This is a genomic window from Nitrospirillum goiasense (assembly GCF_034427435.1).
GTDB lineage: Bacteria > Pseudomonadota > Alphaproteobacteria > Azospirillales > Azospirillaceae > Nitrospirillum.
In genome coordinates this window covers 85347-102357 of record NZ_JAXQNP010000003.1, presented here as the reverse complement: position 1 = coordinate 102357, position 17011 = coordinate 85347, and the positions used below count along the sequence as shown (strand labels likewise).

The 17011-nt window shown below is 65.6% G+C and carries 18 protein-coding genes; 2 read left to right on the top strand and 16 right to left on the bottom strand.

Features of this window, described 5'->3' with window-relative positions:
* Positions 1–109 precede the first annotated feature (109 nt).
* Both ULB03_RS14805 and ULB03_RS14800 read left to right on the top strand, forming a co-directional pair.
* The gene (locus ULB03_RS14805) at positions 110–853 is read left to right on the top strand and encodes a hypothetical protein (RefSeq protein ID WP_322483913.1); all 744 of its coding nucleotides are present in this window, start codon (positions 110–112) and stop codon (positions 851–853) included.
* A gap of 203 nt (positions 854–1056) precedes the next feature.
* Positions 1057–1407, top strand: coding sequence for a hypothetical protein (locus ULB03_RS14800; RefSeq protein WP_322483912.1), 351 nt, complete (start codon positions 1057–1059; stop codon positions 1405–1407).
* A 96-nt stretch (positions 1408–1503) separates the two neighbouring features.
* Here the strand turns inward: ULB03_RS14800 and ULB03_RS14795 are convergent, their stop codons facing one another.
* From ULB03_RS14795 to ULB03_RS14720, 16 genes are all read right to left on the bottom strand, one after another.
* A complete protein-coding gene (locus tag ULB03_RS14795; RefSeq protein WP_322483911.1) occupies positions 1504–2226 on the bottom strand; it encodes a putative metalloprotease CJM1_0395 family protein in 723 nt (240 codons plus the stop codon).
* A gap of 225 nt (positions 2227–2451) precedes the next feature.
* A complete protein-coding gene (locus ULB03_RS14790; RefSeq protein WP_322483910.1) occupies positions 2452–5169 on the bottom strand; it encodes a flagellar hook-basal body complex protein in 2718 nt (905 codons plus the stop codon).
* A 452-nt stretch (positions 5170–5621) separates the two neighbouring features.
* Positions 5622–5903 (bottom strand): hypothetical protein, encoded by a 282-nt coding sequence (locus ULB03_RS14785; protein WP_322483909.1) that lies wholly within the window; start codon positions 5901–5903, stop codon positions 5622–5624.
* A gap of 11 nt (positions 5904–5914) precedes the next feature.
* Positions 5915–8062, bottom strand: a complete 2148-nt coding sequence (locus ULB03_RS14780) for a hypothetical protein (protein WP_322483908.1) — start codon at positions 8060–8062, stop codon at positions 5915–5917.
* Complete coding sequence (flgK, locus tag ULB03_RS14775; RefSeq protein ID WP_322483907.1) at positions 8059–9468, bottom strand: flagellar hook-associated protein FlgK; 1410 nt, start codon at positions 9466–9468, stop codon at positions 8059–8061. Before flgK ends, ULB03_RS14780 begins: the two co-directional genes overlap by 4 nt.
* A 210-nt stretch (positions 9469–9678) precedes the next feature.
* Positions 9679–10041: a M23 family metallopeptidase gene (locus ULB03_RS14770; RefSeq protein WP_322483906.1), complete on the bottom strand. Its 363-nt coding sequence runs from the start codon at positions 10039–10041 to the stop codon at positions 9679–9681.
* A gap of 8 nt (positions 10042–10049) precedes the next feature.
* The gene (locus ULB03_RS14765) at positions 10050–11036 is read right to left on the bottom strand and encodes a LysM peptidoglycan-binding domain-containing protein (RefSeq protein ID WP_322483905.1); all 987 of its coding nucleotides are present in this window, start codon (positions 11034–11036) and stop codon (positions 10050–10052) included.
* 26 nt (positions 11037–11062) lie between these two features.
* Positions 11063–11800 carry a protein-L-isoaspartate(D-aspartate) O-methyltransferase gene (locus ULB03_RS14760; protein WP_322483904.1) on the bottom strand — a complete coding sequence of 246 codons (738 nt, stop codon included), beginning with the start codon at positions 11798–11800 and terminating at the stop codon, positions 11063–11065.
* Positions 11797–12582: a 5'/3'-nucleotidase SurE gene (gene surE / locus ULB03_RS14755; RefSeq protein WP_322485209.1), complete on the bottom strand. Its 786-nt coding sequence runs from the start codon at positions 12580–12582 to the stop codon at positions 11797–11799. The genes ULB03_RS14760 and surE overlap by 4 nt, the downstream gene beginning before the upstream one ends.
* 10 nt (positions 12583–12592) lie before the next feature.
* Positions 12593–13864: a serine--tRNA ligase gene (serS, locus tag ULB03_RS14750; RefSeq protein ID WP_322483903.1), complete on the bottom strand. Its 1272-nt coding sequence runs from the start codon at positions 13862–13864 to the stop codon at positions 12593–12595.
* A gap of 115 nt (positions 13865–13979) precedes the next feature.
* Complete coding sequence (gene tatC, locus ULB03_RS14745; RefSeq protein WP_322483902.1) at positions 13980–14813, bottom strand: twin-arginine translocase subunit TatC; 834 nt, start codon at positions 14811–14813, stop codon at positions 13980–13982.
* A gap of 15 nt (positions 14814–14828) precedes the next feature.
* Complete coding sequence (tatB, locus tag ULB03_RS14740) at positions 14829–15380, bottom strand: Sec-independent protein translocase protein TatB (RefSeq protein ID WP_322483901.1); 552 nt, start codon at positions 15378–15380, stop codon at positions 14829–14831.
* Between the two features lie 130 nt (positions 15381–15510).
* Positions 15511–15738, bottom strand: coding sequence for a Sec-independent protein translocase subunit TatA (locus tag ULB03_RS14735; RefSeq protein WP_145730901.1), 228 nt, complete (start codon positions 15736–15738; stop codon positions 15511–15513).
* Between the two features lie 156 nt (positions 15739–15894).
* Positions 15895–16299: a hypothetical protein gene (locus tag ULB03_RS14730; protein ID WP_322483900.1), complete on the bottom strand. Its 405-nt coding sequence runs from the start codon at positions 16297–16299 to the stop codon at positions 15895–15897.
* A 39-nt stretch (positions 16300–16338) separates the two neighbouring features.
* Positions 16339–16596 carry a hypothetical protein gene (locus tag ULB03_RS14725; RefSeq protein WP_322483899.1) on the bottom strand — a complete coding sequence of 86 codons (258 nt, stop codon included), beginning with the start codon at positions 16594–16596 and terminating at the stop codon, positions 16339–16341.
* 44 nt (positions 16597–16640) lie between these two features.
* Positions 16641–16955 (bottom strand): ArsR/SmtB family transcription factor, encoded by a 315-nt coding sequence (locus tag ULB03_RS14720; RefSeq protein ID WP_322483898.1) that lies wholly within the window; start codon positions 16953–16955, stop codon positions 16641–16643.
* Positions 16956–17011 lie beyond the last annotated feature (56 nt).

The following is a 17011-nucleotide window of genomic DNA, read 5'->3' as shown; positions in this document are numbered from 1 at the left end:
GAACCGGAAATATCTTGCATTTTATGTTTTCATTCCGCAGACTTATGCAAGGTAGTTAGGCTTATTGCCCCCGCGTTTCGGCAGGGGCCTGACCATAGGGGTCGCTCCCGTGAGCAACGTCGCCACATCCGCTGTCAGCAGCACCACCTCCGCCGGGGCGGCGGCGAACGCTTCGGTCTTCGCCCAGTTGGCGCAGATCCAGGCGCAGCTGGCGGCGCAGAACGACGCGCTGTCGAGCAAAGCCTCGGCCCAGAGCTCCAGCGCCATCGGCACCCCGCAGAACTTCACCAAGTCGGTGGCGAAGTCGCAGTACAACAACGTGGCCTCCGCCACGGACATCGGCACGGTCACCAAGGGGCAGACGCGGGTCAACGCCTTCGGCAGCCTCAGCGCCGGTGACCCCGCCGATTACCTCAGCTTCAAGCTGTCCCGCAGCGGTATCATCAACCTGGGCCAGTTGGACATGGGCCAGACCCGGGTTCAGGTGACGACCAAGACCGGGGTCGTCCTGGCCGATAGCGACAGCAAGTCCGGCAGCGCCTATGACACCTACACGGCGATGGTGAACGGGCAGAAGTCGCTGGACGCCGGCACGTATGTGCTGAAGGTCTCGCGCGCTGAGGGCGTCAAGCTGACGCAGAAGGTGAATTATGGTGTCCAGGTCGCCGCCGGCGATTATTCCAAGGACTACACCACCACGATCACCGCGCCCTCCAATAACGCCAGCATCTCCGCCAGCGCCGCGGGTATCTCATCGGCGTTGAGCGACCAGATCACCACCATGAAAAACTGGACCATCGGCCAGACGGGCACGCAGAAGCTGATGGGCACGATGATCAACCTGTTCGCCTGAGCGCGCAGGTTTCATAGAATGATAAGGAAGGGCCGGTTGCCGTTGTGACCGGCCTTTTTGATTCCATCCGGCGACACCAAGGTGTATGCGGCATCCCACAATCCCCTTTGACAAAAGCGCAACGAAAGCCGCATCCTGTGGCTGCAATAAAGGTGCGATTACCCGTGTGACTGCCACCGCATGACGACCTGGGGGGCTGACCCATGAAGACCCTGGCCTGCGTACTGATGACAACAGCCATCATCGCCTCGACCGCCCCCGCGTTCGCGGCTTCTGGAGGCGGCTCCGGGCCCACGGTCAACACCCAAGCGCGGCAGGTGCCGGCCACCCCGGATCTCAACAGATATTATGGTCCCTTCACCCCCCGCGGACCTGAGCCGACGGGGATGACAGCGGCAACCAAGGCTCGCCTGACGAATGTCGCGCAACGCGTTGACAGCTTGATCGAGCAGCATAAGTGCGATGAGGCCACCGCGTTGGCCAAAGATCAGGGTGGGGCCGTGATGGCTGACATGGCCACCAAGATTTGCGCCCTGCGCTATAACGCGCAGTAGAGCGCCTTACCCGTAACGACACCGTGTTACGGCCGGGGAATTATCCCGCGGGCCAGCGCCTGTCTTCGGTATTGGCGGGCGTGGGGTGGGGTGGCGTCACGCGAAAAGCGCCAAGGGCTGTGCCGCCGCGGCCTGGGCGGCCTGCACGATTCCGGCATCGATCGCCCCTTGGGTCTTGCGATAGGCAGCCGCCCCTTGACGGCTGGTGACGCCCCCTGTTCCCACCCCCGCCCCCTGCGGGCCAGTGGATGTCGTATTGCTATCCCCGGTAAGGGCATCCGGGGATGGGGCGTCGCCCTGTCCATCCTTCGACCGCGTCTTCTGCTTGGCCGCCTCCCCTTGCGCGGCGACAATCCCCGCCTCCGCCTGGGCGGCCACGGCACGGTCCTGGCCAGACGGGTCGGCGGGCGCCAGGGCCGCGCGGCGTACCGTTTCCAGCTTGGCGATGGTGGCTTGCGGATCGCCCTGGACCGAACCGATGTCGATGGCCACCTCGCCCGCGGTGGCATAGTGCTGGCCATCGGGCCCGGTGGTGAAGGTGAAGCTTTCCGATCCGGCATAGGGGCCGCCGGCCGCCTTGTGCGCCGCCTCATGGGCCCGTACGGAACGATCAACGACCTTAAGCTTGTCGACCTGCTGCTGTTGCGCGTCCGTCAGCTTGGTGCTGGCGCCGGTGGCACCCCCACCCCCTGCCCCACCCCCTGCCCCAGCGGGGGGCTGGCCTTTGACGCTGTAGGGATTCGCCTGACTGGACGCCCTGGCGGCGGACACGGGTGTCGCCTGCCCCGCCGTGGTGGTGGCGGGCGCTGGGCCGGTCAAGGCGCGTGCCCAGACGGGCGACGCAGAAATGCCACCAAGGGCGGACATGCCGATACGGTCGCATTGGTTTTAATAATGCAACCATTTCAGCACCGCGCGCGCGGCCACGCAAGACAAAGCCGCCCGCCCCCGGTCGGGAGGCGGACGGCGGAGCGCTTGGTGCTTGATGGAAAGGACCGCCAGGCCCAGGGCGGCGGCGCTGCGCCGCGCCTGGGCCATCAGGCCTTAGCGCTTCAGGTTGATGGTGTCCTGCAGCAGGTCGTCGGCGGTGGTGATGACCTTGGTGTTGGCGGTGTAGGAGCGCTGCGCCACGATCAGCTGGGTGAACTCCGACGCGATATCGACGTTCGATCCTTCCAAGCTGCCCGAGGCGATGTCACCGGCACCGTTGACGCCCGTGTCGTTGAAGCGGGCCTTGCCGCTGTCCACCGTCTCGGTGAAGACGTTGCCGGTGGAACGCGACAGGGCATCCGGGTTGTTGAACAGCACGACCGGAACCTTGGCGATGGTGCGCTGGCGACCGTTGTCGTAGTTGGCCAGCACGGTGCCGTCGGCGTTGATCTGCACGTCCTTGAAAGTACCGGCCGGGCTGCCGTCCTGCACCTTGGAGGTGACGTTAATGCTGCTGCCGTCGAACTGCGTCAGGCCGGATGCCTCACCGAAGTTGCCGAGGTTCAACACGATGTGTTGCAGGCCATAGCCGAAGTCGAAATCAAAGCCCACCTGCGCGGCGGAGCCGGAACTCTGGTCGGCGCTGACGGTGGCATTGCCGGTACCGATCGACGCGGTGTCCATGTGGCTGAGCGTGCCGGCCGCGGCAGTGGTGCCATCAGACAGCGTGCCACCGAAGGTCAGGCTGATATGGCCCGGCGTCTTGCCGACCACCACGCCCGGCGTCAACGCGGTCGAGCCACCGGGGATGCTGGTATAGAAGGCGGAGGCGTTGGTATTGCCGGTCAGGGTGATCGTGCCGCCGGAAGAGGTGGCCTGCACCGGGATGCCGGAGATGGCGTTGATCTTGGCCGCCAGCTTGCCGCTGATGTCGCTCAGACTGGTTTCAGTGCCGTCGGTGGTGTAGCTGATCGCCTGCGAGAAGCTTTGCGGCACCACCTGGGTGGTGGACAACTGGGCGTCATTGACCTTGGTCGCCAGTTGCAGGACACCACCCGTCGACGAGACAACGCTGAAGGGGGAATTGGTGTCCGCCGTGACCCTGGCCGCCAGATCGGTGACCACCGACGCCACGTCCGGATAGTTGGCGATGTTGGAGTTGGTCATCTGGATGTTATAGGTCGAAGTCCCCAGCGTGATGCTGTAGAGCTGCCCCACAGCCGGCGCCGTACTGCCGTAAGGCGTGGCGAAGTCATAGGTGTAATCGGTCGGCGCACCGGCGTTCAGCGTCTGGACGGGCGTCACCGTCTTGGCCTGCGGCGACTGGATGGTGAGGCTGTAGGTGGTGCCCACGTCACCCGGCTGACCGGTGAGGCTGATTTTCTCGACCTCTTTGGAACCGGTAATGTTGCCGGTGTAGGTTGACTGGGTCGCCGTGTTGGTCAGGCCAGCCGAGTCAACCGCATTGGACGTCTGGGTGAAGGCGACGTTGGGGTTGGACGCCGTCACGGTGACGGTGCCGTTGGACGGGGTGGCCGTTAGCCCGGTGGTGGCGGAGTCCTGGTTGATCAGCGATGCCAGCTTCTGCACCACGCCGGTGATGTTGGACAGCGAACTGATGTTCTGTGGCGTCACACGGACGGAATACGCCGTGCCGTTGACGTTCATGCTGTACACGTCGTCGATGTTGATGGTGTTGCCGACGAAGGTAGACGTGTGGATTTCCTTGGTGGTCGCCGTGGCGCTCTGCACCAGGGTATCGGTGAAGGTGTGCGTGGTGATGGCACCCGCCGTCACACTTTGATCCAAGGTGAAGGGCGTGCCCGCCGTTTTCGCGCTCAGGCGCAGGTCGCCCGTCGACGTCACGGTGGCCAGCACACCGGAAGAGGTGTCGGCACCGTTAATCTTGTCGGCCAGGGCTTGCGCGATGTCTTTCATCCCGCTGAACTGAGCGGCGTTGGCCTGGGTGAGGCTCTGGCTATAGGTCGTGCCGTTGATCACCACCGAATAGGTGTCGCCGACGTTGAAGCCAACCGCGGGCGAGGTCGCCGCCGTGGCGAACGTCACGTCCGTGATCTGGGCTCGGTCGTTCTTGCCGGTCAGCAGGCTGGATTCGGTGATGGCGGCGGGGAAGCCGGTGCTGAGCAGGGATTGGATGGGCTGGGAGCCCTGGCTGCCATCGGCGGTGACACCCAACTGCCACGTCCCGTCGGTGTTGCCCTGGCGCCACGACAGGTTCAGGTTATGGGCGGTACCCGCGCTGTCGAACACCTGGATCTGGGTCGGTGTGATACCGCCCGAGGGGTTGGACGGCAGGTTGGCCTTGAGGTCGATTTCCTTGGTCGGCACCGGGCTGTCGATATCCGACGTCACCTGCACCGGCGTGGCGGAGGTGGCGAACAGACCCGTGGTGCTGTCGTAAGAGAAACCGTTCAGGGCGAAGCCGGAATTGTTGACCAGGGTGCGGGTCGAGTTCAGCGAGAAGCTGCCGTCCCGGGTGTAGAAGCGCTCGGTCGATGCCGTCGTCGTTCCATTCACCGTCGTCAGCTTGCTGACGCTGAAGAAGCCGTTGCCCCGGATGGCGATGTTGGTGGGCGTGTCGGAGGTGGAGATGGTGCCCGACACGTTGTTGATGTAGTTGGGCGCGGCGTGAACACCACCCGCCTGATATTGCGTGCTGCTGGCCGAGATGACCAGGGATTCGAACGATGTGTCGATGCGCTTGAAGCCCGTGGTCTGGGCGTTCGCGATGTTGTCGGAAATGTTGCTGAGCGCGGTGGACTGCGCCTGCAAACCGGAAATGCCGACGGACATCGAGCCGAAAATGCTCATGGTGCTGGCTCCCAGAAAAGAGCGGTTGCGTATCTGACACTCCAGGAAAGCAAGATGGATGCCAGATTGCGAACAATGCCGCCGAAGCACCCAACATCGTGCGGCGGAGGTGAGGCGCAGGGCGCGGAGCCGGACAACTCCTTAATTTAGATAGGTTTTTTCTGAACTTTCTTGCCCGCCCAGATGCTGTTGGCGCTGAAGGGCCGCCCGGCAGCAAGTGCCGTGAAGGCGTGGCACCAGGGCATTTTTACCTACCGCAGGCCGCACCCGGCCGTTTCTTCCGGGTCACACGCATGGCCCATCAGGGGCCGTAAGCGGGGACCATAAACAAGGAAGGCCGGGCTGGTCCTCCCCCTTTTGGGGAGACCGGCCCGGCCTTTTCCTGGTCCGTTCCTGTGGGTTCCTTTTGAACCCGTGGTCCCTTTTGGACCTTGTCGCGTCGGAGATCGGGATCAGACGCCTTGCGTCACCGAGAACTCGCCGGAGCGAACGCTTTCAGCCAGGATTTCCAGGTATTCGGCGGTGGTGGTCTTACCGTACTTGGCCAGGATGCCGTAGATGGAGGCCATCACGGACATGGTGCCGATGGTGTCATAGGGCACGCCCTCGCTGGCGGCGTTCACCCAATAGGCGTTGAACTGGTCGAACAGGCGGGCGCGCTGGGCCTCGTCATTCACCGGGGCGGCGGCGACGGTGGCGGCGGCGAAGGCTTGGGCAGGCGTGTAAGCGTTCATGGGGGATCTCCTCAGCTCAGGAAGTTGACAAGGGAAAGGGAGGCGATTTTGCCGGCGACGGTATAGGCGCCTTGCTGCTGGTTCAAAGCCGCTTGCAATTGTGCTGCCACAGTCGTCGGGTCGACGTTCTGGATATTGCCGATCTGGTTTTCGATGTCGGCCAGGGCGTTCTTATGGTTGGTCGCGGCGGTGCCGAGGACGCTCTGCACGTTCACCGTGCTGGCATCCAGCTGCCGAATTTGTCCCTGGGCCTGGATGATGGTGGAGCGCGCGGTGCTCATCATCGACGTGTAGGTGCCCGGGTTGCTGACCGCGGACAGCATCTGCTTGATCCCGATGATCAGGTTCTGGATGGCCGGATCGTTGGAGCTGATGCCGTAGGTCGCGGTGGTGCTGTCATCCACGTTCAGGCTGCTGCTGGCATAGGCGGCGGTGTTCTGCGCCCCGCTGCTGTACTGCGTGTCATACACCGGCAGGTTCGGCGGGGTGGTGATGCCGGTGCTGAACGACGTGGCGTCCTGGAACGGGTCCAGCGTGTTGGTGGTGAAGCTGTTCTGGTTGGTGTTGTTCTGCACCGTCGCCGTGGTCGCGAAACGCTGGGTCCCGGTTCCGGTCAGCGTCAGCTGGGCGCTCAGCGGCGGGTTGGCCGTCACGGCGGCGTCAGCCGACCGCTGCGGATCGGCATTGACCAGGCCCGCCAGCTTGTTGGCCACGAAATTCATGGGGCCGTTGGGGTCGGCCTTGGCGGCGGCGATATCCGCCGCGGTCATGACATAACTGTAGGTGGCTGGGCTTCCGACCTTGTCATAGCTCGTGTTGTTGGCCGGGTTGGCGTCGTCGCTGATCACCTGGATGGTGTTGCGGTTGCCCATGGTGATGGTGAAGACGTCACCCACATCCACGCTGCCGCCGTTCAGATTCACCTGGTCAATCTGCTGCTGGCCGGCGACCGGGGGCGTGGCGGTGGGATCGGCCGCGATGGCCTGCTGGGTCATGAACTGGGCATAGACCCCGTCTTTGCCATCGGTCGTCGCGGGCGTATAGGCCGTGGTCGGCGTGGCGGCGCCGTTGACCGAATTCAGGTAACCCGGCTGGGAATAGACGTTGGACTGGGCGTTGAAGGTATAGCCCGCGTCCATGCCCGTCAGGGTCAGCACGTTGCCGGACACGGCGGCCGTCACCGGCGGGTTGGCCTTCTGCCCATTGCCCATCAGGGTCTGGTTAGGGCCGTTGATCTGGGCCGCCAGGCCGTTGAGGATGTCGGACGGGCTGGTCTCGCTGCCCGTGGTCACATAGGTGTAGCGCTTGTCGCCCACATACATTTCGTAGGTGTCGCCAGCCACGCCCAGCGTGCCGTTGAAGGTCATCTTGGTGACCTGCTTGGTCGCCGACAGGTCGCCCACCGGCTGGGTATCGTAGCGGCTGCCCGAGAAGATATAGCGATCGCCGGCTTTGGTGTTCAGCAGGCTGGACAGCTGGGTCAAGGCCCCCTGCAGGAGGGCCTTGGGGGCCGCCAGGTCGGGATACCCCACCGTGAAACTGGCGCTGCCCGTGCCCTTCAGCTGGTTGATGTTGAGCGCGACAGAGGCGCCGTCGCCGGGCCCGCCCGAAATCTGGAAGGTTTGTTGACCGTCATCGGGCGGGATGGTGTTGAGGTTCAGGGTCTTGGTCGAGACGCCGCCCATGCCGTCGCTGACGGTGACGTCATAGCTGCCGGATTTGCCGGAGTTGGACGGCACGGCGCTGACCGTATAGGTCGCGGAACTGTTGAACACGGACTTGGTCGTGTCCACCGCCAGGCCGAGGTTGCCGCTGTTGGACGAGGTGACGGCGGATACGGTGGGATTGCCGGCGCCGGCCGGAATGTTGGCCGAGCTCAACAGGCTGGACACGATGGTCTGCATGGAGCTCAACGCCTTTTCGGTGGCGTTCACCTGGGTGGTCGCCATGGTCACGGCGGTGGCGTAGCCGGTATGCTGGGCGTACTGGGCCTTCAGGGAAAGCAGCTGGCTGGCCTGCGTGCCATAGGCGGACAGGTCCTGCGACTTGATGCCGGAATTGAACTGCTGCTGCAAATCGGCCAGGGTCGACGAAGACCCATTGATGCCGTTCAGCAGCGACAGGTAATTGCCGTAAGAGCTCACACGGGAGATGGTCATGTCACGGCCTGCGAAAGAGCGTCAAACATCTGCCCGATGACCGAGATCACCCGGGCGGTTGCCGAGTAGTTGCGCTGAAGGACCTGAAGGTTCGCGACCTCCTCATCCATGTTGACCCCGGTCGAGCTGGCGTAGCGCGTCTGCAGGCTGGTCATGAAAGAGGCGGTGGTGGTGGCCTGGGTGCTGACATTGGACTGGATGGTGGACCAGTTGCTGGCCACCTGGTCGCCCATGCCGCCATAGCTGACGTTGTTCAGGGTCAGGCCATCGGCCGTCAGCGTGCGGCCGGTCGCCGTCATGGCGCTGACCATGGCGTTGACCGCCGATTGCTTGATGGTCTTCGTCCCGTTCAGCAGGGATTTGTTGACGGCCAGGGTGCCGGCATCGCTGCCGGTGAACAGGCCGCTTTCCAGCTCACCATCGTTGGTGGGGCCGGCCTGGTTATAGGCGTCAGTGATGCTGGTGGGCTGACCCGCCTGGGTGGTGCCGGTGAGCGCGCTGGAGATGGCGTCCAGCTGCGACTTCAGTTTGCGGAACACCTCGGTGGTCGGGTCGCTGCTGGCGGGTGCCGGGGAATTGTCGGCCACCAGATCCAGCAGGCCGCCCAGCTTGCCGCTGCTGACCGCGGCGGTGATGTCGGCGCCGCCCGCACCGGAGATCACGCCCTTGTCATAGCTCAGCTGGGTGGCCGTACCGTCCACCAGGGTGGCGCCCGTGGGGGTGAACACGGCGATGGAGCCGTCATCGCGCAAGGTGGTGCGGATGTTGATCTTGGAGGCCAGGTCGCGCAGCGTCGCGTCGCGCTGGTCCTCGAAATCGGCTGTCGGCTGGTTGGTGGATTTCAGATCGGAGATGGTGGCGTTCAACTGGTCGATCTGGGTGAGATCGGTGTTGATGGACGTCACGGTCTGGGCGATGTCGCTCTTTGCCTGCGTCGCCATCTGGTCGACACCCGCCGAGAGGGTGTGGATGGTCTGGACCAGGGCCTGGGCCTTCTGCACCACCTGGTTCTGGGCCACGGCGTTTTCGGGCGCGGCCGACAGGGCCTGCAGGGAAGAGGTGAAGTCCTGGAACGCCTGGGTCAGCTTGGGCGTGGCCGTGTCACTGGCCGAATTCGAGAGGGTGCTGCCCAGCAGGTTTCCGATCTGCCCCATGTACTGGGACAGCACCTGCTGCATCCCGTTCTCGGACGTGGTCCCGTGCAACTGCGCCTGCAGGGCCGCATCCACCGAGCGCGAATACTGCGAGATGCTGACGCCGCTCAACGGATCGGTCGTTTGCGAAACGGTGTGTTTCGTACGATCCGCGCTATTGGCGTTGTTCATGTTCTCTGAAACGACCTGGATGCCGGCCTGAATGACATTCAGGCTATTGGCGGCCGTATTCAGCGCGCTGAACAAACTCATGGGACCGGGCCTCGGTGGCGGGGACTTCCGCGCAGGGGACCGGCCCCCATGGCCGATCCGTCCCTCCCTACGCAAAGCCCGGGCCAACCGGGGTGGCGGATTATACCGCTGGAATCATTCGTATTTTTGCAAACTGCTGGAAATGGCAAGGGCGGCAAAATCTGCCGCCCTCGTCATCATGCAGAGCCCCGCTAGGCAGGGATGACCGGGTCAGCGCCCCCCTTTCCCCGGGTCCAAAACCTCCATGGGATCCAAGACCTTATTACCCGGCGCCCGCACCTCGAAGTGCAGTTGCGGGCTGGTCACGTTGCCGGTGGCCCCCACGGTGCCGATGCGCTGGCCACGCGCCACCTTGGCGCCCGCCTCCACCATGATCTGGTCCAACTGGGCATAGGCGGTGACCAGGCCATCGGCGTGCTGGATCAGGACCAGGTTGCCGAAGCCGCGCAACTGGTTGCCCGCGTATTTGACGACGCCGGCATCGGCCGCCACCACCGGCGTCCCCGTGGGGGCCGCGATGTTGATGCCGTCGTTGTACTGGCCACCCGGCTTCGGTCCGTGGGTGGAGATCACCTGCCCCGTCACCGGCCACAGGAAGCGCGTGCCCGACTTGGGCGCGGGCGCAGGCGCCTCGGGCGCCGGGGAACCGCCGGCACCGCCGCGACCACGGCCGGCGGGGCCGCCGACGCCGGGGAGCGGGTCGGCGCCGGGGCGGCGGCGGTTGGAACGGCGGCCGACGGCGTGTCGGTGGGTTCGGACGAGGCGCCCGGTGTGACAGGCGCCCAGCGGGCCGCCGGCGCCGCCGTGGCGCCGGGTGGAATGGCCGCGCCGGTGCTGCCGGTGGGAAGCGGTGCCGACGACGGGGCCGAAGCCGATGGGGCCGACGCCGACGGGGAGGACAAGACCTGGCTTTCCACCGACCGGCGGGGGGCGGCGGTGACCGGGGGAGGTGCCGCTGCCGACGGGGGCGCGACCGTGACCGGCGCGCGGCCCGCCGTCGTCACACCTGGCCGGGGTGCGGCCACCGGCGGCGGCGCTTCAGCCACCACCGGCGGCGTCCAGCCCGGCGCGGCACCCGAATGCGGCAGGTTCAGCGTCTGCCCCACGCGCAGCAGGTAGGGCGGTCCCAGGTTGTTGAGCCGCGCCAACTCATTGCTGTCCACGTTGAAAGTGCGGGCGATGCCATAGAGGGTGTCGCCTGGCTTGATCACGTAGGTATGCGGCGTGGGCACCACCAGCCGCTGCCCCGCCGTCACGGTGTAGGGCGGTTGCAGGTGGTTCTCATCGATCAGGTCCCGCAGAGGCACGTTGTAGCGCTTGGCGACGTCATAAATCGTCTCGCCCTTGGAGACGAAGATGACGTTGGACGGCGTGGGCGGCGGCGTGACCACGGGGGCCGGCGGCTCCGACCGGCTGGCGCAGGCGGACAAGCCGACAAGCAGGGCACCCGCGAGGGCGCCCCGCATGATCAACCGGGACAGGCCGGGCGCGGCACCGGCAATCGGAGCATCAACGGCCTCGGCCGCGAAGGCGGCGACAGTCGTCGGGCGGAAAATCGTCAAGGCCATCGCACTTTTTCGTTCGAGGTAAGGCATCACGCCCGCTGATGGATTACGTCGGAAAAGTCGGGCGGAATTAGGGCCGGCGGCGGCATATCCCCCGGCATCCCCCCGTTCGACACCGCGGCACCCGGTTCGGCCGGAACCTCGGGCAACAGCGGAACGAACCGAACCGGCCACAGCTGTTCCCGCTCCACCCCGGTTTCCGTCTTGCGCAGGCGCACGACATGCAGGCTACGCCGGTCGGGTCCCAAAGGTATGACCATGATGCCCCCCACCGCAAGCTGGTCCATCAGGTCCGGCGGAGGGTCCATACCGCCGCCCGCGGTCACCAGGATGCGCTCGAAGGGCGCCGCCTGGGGCCATCCGCGCATGCCGTCGCCATGGCGCGCCGTGATGTTGTGCAGGCGCAGGGCCTGGAACCGCGACTCCGCCTCCGCCAACAGGGGGCGGTGACGTTCGATGGTGTAGACCCGGCGGGCCATCTTGGCCAGCACCGCCGCCTGGTAGCCGGAGCCGGTGCCGATCTCCAGCACCTTCAGGCGATCGTTCAGGTGCAGGGCCTGGGTCATCAGGCCGACCACCATGGGCTGGCTGATGGTCTGGCCATGACCGATGGGCAGCGCCGTGTCCTCATAGGCCTGGTCGTGGAAGGTCGGGGGCACGAACACCTCCCGCGGGATCAGCTCCATGGCGCGCAAAACGTCCGTGCTGTTCACGCCATTGCGGCGCAACAGCATCAACAGACGGATTTTGCGCGCGGCGCTGCTCACCCGAATACCCCCTCCAGCCGCTTCAAGGTCTCATAGTGCGTCAGGTCCAGGTGGACGGGCGTGACGGAAATGCCGCCCAGCGCCTCCACCACATGGACATCCGTGTCTTCCGGCACCTGGTCCAGCCCCCGGGCGGCGCCGATCCAGAAATAGGGCCGGCCGCGCGGGTCCATGCGCTCGAACAAATCATCCCCGGCCTTGCGGTTGGCATGGCGGACGACATGGATGCCGGCCACCGTGTCCGGGTCCACGGCCGGGAAGTTCACGTTCAGCAGGACATGGCGGGGCCACTCCACCGCCAGCCCCTTGCGCACGACATCCGGCCCCCACCGCTCCGCCGTCGCCCAGTCCGGGTCCCGGCCATCGCGCAGGCGCAAGCTGAAGGCGAAGGCGCGAACACCCAGCAGGGTCGCCTCCATGGCGGCGGCGACGGTGCCGGAATAGGTCACGTCCTCGCCCAGGTTCTGCCCATGGTTGACGCCGGACAGCACCACGTCCGGCCGATGATCCGCCATGAGGTGGTTCACGGCCAGCAGGACGCAGTCGGTGGGCGTGCCGTCCACGGTGTAGCGCCGGTCGGCCAGGCGCTTCATGCGCAAGGGACGATGGATGGTCAGCGAATGGCTGGCGGCGGACTGCTCCGCATCCGGCGCCACCACCCAGACGTCGTCGGTCAACTGCCGCGCGATGCGTTCCAGCGCCGCCAGGCCGGGGGCGTGGATACCATCATCGTTGCTGATGAGGATGCGCAGGGGGCGGTCTTCCGTCCCCGGGGCCCGCATCGGCGCGCCCTCAGCCACGGACGATGCGCTCCAGCCCGTTCATGTACGGCACCAGAACCTCGGGCACACGAATGGACCCGTCGGCCTCCTGGTAATTCTCCATCACCGCCAGCAGGGCCCGGCCCACCGCCACACCCGAACCGTTCAGGGTGTGAACGAACTGGGTGTTCTTGTCGCCTTTGTTGCGCCAGCGGGCCTTCATGCGACGGGCCTGGAAGTCGCCGCAGTTGGAGCAGCTGCTGATCTCCCGGTACATGTTCTGGCCGGGCAGCCACACCTCGATGTCGTAGGTCTTGGACGCGCTGAAGCCCATGTCGCCGGTGCACAGGGTGACGGTGCGGAACGGCAGGCCCAGGCGCTTCAGCACCGTCTCCGCCGCCTCGGTCATGCGCTCATGCTCGGCGGCCGACTGGTCGGGGGTGGTCACGCTGACCATTTCCACCTTGTAGAACTGGTGCTGGCGAATCATGCCGCGCGTGTCGCGGCCGGCAGCACCCGCCTCGGCACGGAAGCAGGGCGTGCGCGCCGTCATGCGCAGGGGCAGCTCCTCGGCATCCAGGATGCTGTCGGCCACCAGGTTGGTCAGCGGCACCTCGGCGGTGGGGATCAGCCAATGCCCGGTGTTGGTCTGGAACAGGTCCTCGGCGAACTTGGGCAACTGCCCGGTGCCGAAGGCGGCCTCGTCCCGCACCATCAGCGGCGGCGACACCTCGGTGTAGCCGAATTCCCGGGTGTGGGTGTCCAGCATGAAGTCGCCCAGCGCCCGCTCCAGCCGGGCCAGCGGCCCCTTCAGGACGGTGAAGCGGGCACCCGACAGCTTGGCGGCGCCGCCGAAGTCCATGAAGCCCAGCGCCTCGCCCAGGTCGAAATGCTCCTTGGCGTTTTCGATCACCGGCGGCGTGCCGACGCGGTGGCGCTCCACATTGTCGTGTTCGTCCTTGCCCTGCGGCACGTCGGCGGCCGGCAGGTTGGGGATGGTCGACAGCAGACGGTCCAGTTCCTCCGACAGCGCCTTCTCGGTCGCCTCGGCCTCCGCCATGCGGTCCTTGAGGCCGGCCACCTCGTCCATCAGCGGCTGGGCGTCCTTGCCGTCCTTCTTGTAGGCGCCGATCAGTTTCGACGCCTCGTTGCGGCGGGCCTGCATGTCCTGAAGCGCCGTCTGGGCCGCGCGGCGGCGGGCGTCCAGGTCCAGCACGACGGCGGACTGGGGCGGCAACCCGCGGCGGGCCAGGCCGCCGTCAAAGGCTTCGGGATTGTCGCGGAGAACGCGGAGGTCATGCATGGCAGGCTTCTTGGAAGACGGTTAGACGTTGGTCACCGACTTATAAGCGGGAAGCCCCACCGGGGTCCAGCCCGCCCCACCATTTTGGCCTCACCCCGGCGTTATAGGCCCGACGTCAGCCGGGCGTGCCCTCGCCGCTCGCGGCCTTTTCCGCCGCCTCCGCCTTCGCCAGCTCCCGCGCCCGGCTGCGCTCGATGCGCCGGGCGGCGAACACCGATACCTCGTACAAGACGATCATGGGGGCCGCGAGCGTGGTCTGGCTGATGGGGTCGGGCGGCGTCAGGATGGCGGCCAGCACGAAGATCAGCACGATGGCGTAGCGGCGCTTGGACGCCAGCTGATCGGCTGTCAGGATGCCGACGCGCACCAGCAGGCTGAGCAGCACCGGCATCTGGAAGGCGATGCCGAAGGCGAAGATCAGCGACATGGCGAAGGACAGGTACTGCTCCACCCGCGTCTCGGCCACGATGGGAACAACCCCTGCCCCGCCCTTCTGCTCAAAGCTCAGGAAGAAGCTGAGCGCCGTGGGCATCACGAAGAAATAAACCATGCAGGTGCCGAGCAAAAACAGCACCGGCGTCGCCAATAGGAAGGGCAGGAAGGCCTTGCGCTCATGCTTGTACAGACCGGGCGCCACGAACTTCCAGATCTGCTGGGCGATGATGGGAAAGGCGATCAGCGCCGCCGCCCACAAAGACACCTTCACATAGGTGAAGAAGGCCTCGGTGGGCGCGGTGAAGATCAGTTTATGCTCCGGGGCATGTTCACCCCAGGCCTTGACCATGGGGACCAGCAGCCAGCCGTAGATGCGGGCGGCGAACTGGTAGCAGACCAGGAACGCGACCAGCAGCGCCGATATGGAAATGATCAGGCGGTTGCGCAGCTCGATCAAATGATCCAGCAGCGGCATGCGCGAGGCGTCGATTTCGTCTTGGGTGGGATCGGCCATGGGGCGCTGGCCCTATCAGGATTTGGTCGGGACCGGCGCCTCGGCGCCAGCGGGATCGGCATGCGTCACCGGGGGCGGCGCCACCGGCACGGGCTCAGCCGCCGCCTCGGGCGTCGATTCCGGCAGGATCAGGGGCATGGCGGGGGAACCGATGGCCGGCAACTCGGGGGCCGGCAATTCGGATTCGGCAGACTTGACCTCGGGATGGTCCTCGACCGTTCCAAACTCCGGTGCCGCGGTGGGCGCGGACGTGACCTCGGTCGCCGTCAGCGAGGCGGTGGGGTTGATCTCCAACGCCTGGCGCACGCTGTCGGTCGGGTCCACCATCTTGGTGACCTCGGCCGTCAGGTCGAACTGAGCCACCTTCTGGGCCTGCTTGCGCAGATCCTCAAGCTCCGCCTGGCGCACCATGTCGTCCAGATGAGACTGGAAGTCACGGGCCAGCAGGCGCGCCTTGCGCATCCATTTCCCCGCCGTGTAAAGCGCGACCGGCAGGTCCTTGGGCCCGATGACGACCAGCGCCACCACCCCGATGAGCGCGAGTTCGGACCATGCGATGTCGAACATGGACGGCGAGCCTTATTCCCGACAATTCCCCAGATCGGCCAAAGACGGCCCCGGGCGCTGACGCACCCCGGGCCGTTCGGCACGACGTATCCGCTTGCACGCGACCGGGCCAAGCCCGGCCACCGGCGGCTCAGCCCTTGGAAACGGTATCCTTAGGCGCTGCGGTCGTCGAGGCGTCCGTGTGGCCATCGATCGAGCGGGGCGCGGACGCGCCGCCTTCTTCCTGTTCGTTCAGGCCGGCCTTGAAGTTCTTAATGCCCTTGCCGAAGTCGCCCATCATGCGGGGCAGACGGTTGCCGAACAGCAGCAGAGCGATGAAAAGAACGATCAGCCAATGCCAAATGCTGAAAGAGCCCATGGGTGGGTCCCGTGTCCTGAATTAAGTGCGAAGTCGATACCGACGCCCGTTAAGGCGCGGCACTATGGCATGGCGGCGGCGCCCGCCGCAATGCCCGCCCCATACATAGGGATAAGGAGTGTCGGATGTAAGGTGCCCGCTGCCCGGCATCGGCCCTCAGCGCCAAGCCCAGCGGTCGCCGGACTGGGTCACATAGCGGTCGATGACATAGCGCCAGGGGATGATGAACCAGTAAATGGCGCCGAGGCCCACCGCGAAGATGTTTTCCGCCATGCCGTCGTCGATATGGCCAGACGTCCAGGCTGGCAGCGCCACCCGCGCCAGCCAAATCATTTTCCATGTCAGTTCGAACATCAGCAGGGGCAGCATCTGCAGCGGATAGCGCACACCCAGCAGGCACAGCACCGTCAACGCCCCCAACATGCAACGGACCACGCCCTGGTTGAAGTTCCAGTCCACCGCCGGGTCCAGGATCTCCGGCCAGGTCAAGCCCCCCATGCCCAACGCGATCAATAGATAGCCCGCCCGCAGCAGATAAAGCCGAAACACCGATATCGTCATTTTCCCCCTCCCCGTTCTGACGCGCCCGATGACCGGGCCTTATTCCACGTCGCGCAGGATGCGCTCCACGGCCGCCAGGCTGGTGGCCAGCTTGGCCATGTCGCCCTTCAGCGCCGCCAGGGCGGCCTGGGTCTCGGCTTGCGCCGCGATCGCCCGCTCGGCCAGGGCCCGGTAGCCGGCCTCCGTCTCCAGCTTGGCGCGGGCCGCCACGGCGGCGGAGACGTACTTGAAGCCGAAGATCAGCACGAAGGTGCCGAAGAACAGAATCAAGGTGAGCAGATAGATGCTGGGCGACATTCTCTTATCCCTTCGGGTTCAAACCATTAGTCGGACTTGGCCCATTACTCGGACTTGACGCTGAGCGTCGCCGCCGCCTGGACCAGCAGGTCCGGCGTGAGTTCCACCGCGAAATCCGCCACCGCGAAAAAGTTCAGCGCCTTGCCATCCGGCGACAGCTCCATCTGGCTGGTGACCAGCCCCGCCTCTTCCAGCTTCTGCAGGTGCAGGTGCAGCAGAGGGCGGCTGATGCCGACCTGTCGCGCCAACTGGCTGACATAGCTGCGGCCCTCCGCCCTGAGCGTGGCCATGATCCGTAGCCGGTGCGGGCTGGCCAGCGCCGACAGCATCGTCAGCAGGGCATCTCCGGAAATGGACAAGCGTCAACCCCATCAATCATGTGTCAGTAAATTCTGACATATGACAGAGAATTGCA

What these genes read in the sequence shown, in the direction of transcription:
- tatC (WP_322483902.1), bottom strand. Translation starts at nt 14,813, where the DNA reads ATGGCCGATCCCACCCAAGACGAAATCGACGCCTCGCGCATGCCGCTG.
- tatB (WP_322483901.1), bottom strand. Translation starts at nt 15,380, where the DNA reads ATGTTCGACATCGCATGGTCCGAACTCGCGCTCATCGGGGTGGTGGCG.
- ULB03_RS14725 (WP_322483899.1), bottom strand. Translation starts at nt 16,596, where the DNA reads ATGTCGCCCAGCATCTATCTGCTCACCTTGATTCTGTTCTTCGGCACC.
- ULB03_RS14785 (WP_322483909.1), bottom strand. Translation starts at nt 5,903, where the DNA reads ATGAACGCTTACACGCCTGCCCAAGCCTTCGCCGCCGCCACCGTCGCC.
- serS (WP_322483903.1), bottom strand. Translation starts at nt 13,864, where the DNA reads ATGCATGACCTCCGCGTTCTCCGCGACAATCCCGAAGCCTTTGACGGC.
- ULB03_RS14765 (WP_322483905.1), bottom strand. Translation starts at nt 11,036, where the DNA reads ATGGCCTTGACGATTTTCCGCCCGACGACTGTCGCCGCCTTCGCGGCC.
- flgK (WP_322483907.1), bottom strand. Translation starts at nt 9,468, where the DNA reads ATGAGTTTGTTCAGCGCGCTGAATACGGCCGCCAATAGCCTGAATGTC.
- ULB03_RS14735 (WP_145730901.1), bottom strand. Translation starts at nt 15,738, where the DNA reads ATGGGCTCTTTCAGCATTTGGCATTGGCTGATCGTTCTTTTCATCGCT.
- ULB03_RS14780 (WP_322483908.1), bottom strand. Translation starts at nt 8,062, where the DNA reads ATGACCATCTCCCGTGTGAGCTCTTACGGCAATTACCTGTCGCTGCTG.
- surE (WP_322485209.1), bottom strand. Translation starts at nt 12,582, where the DNA reads ATGCGGGCCCCGGGGACGGAAGACCGCCCCCTGCGCATCCTCATCAGC.
- ULB03_RS14730 (WP_322483900.1), bottom strand. Translation starts at nt 16,299, where the DNA reads ATGACGATATCGGTGTTTCGGCTTTATCTGCTGCGGGCGGGCTATCTA.
- ULB03_RS14800 (WP_322483912.1), top strand. Translation starts at nt 1,057, where the DNA reads ATGAAGACCCTGGCCTGCGTACTGATGACAACAGCCATCATCGCCTCG.
- ULB03_RS14790 (WP_322483910.1), bottom strand. Translation starts at nt 5,169, where the DNA reads ATGAGCATTTTCGGCTCGATGTCCGTCGGCATTTCCGGTTTGCAGGCG.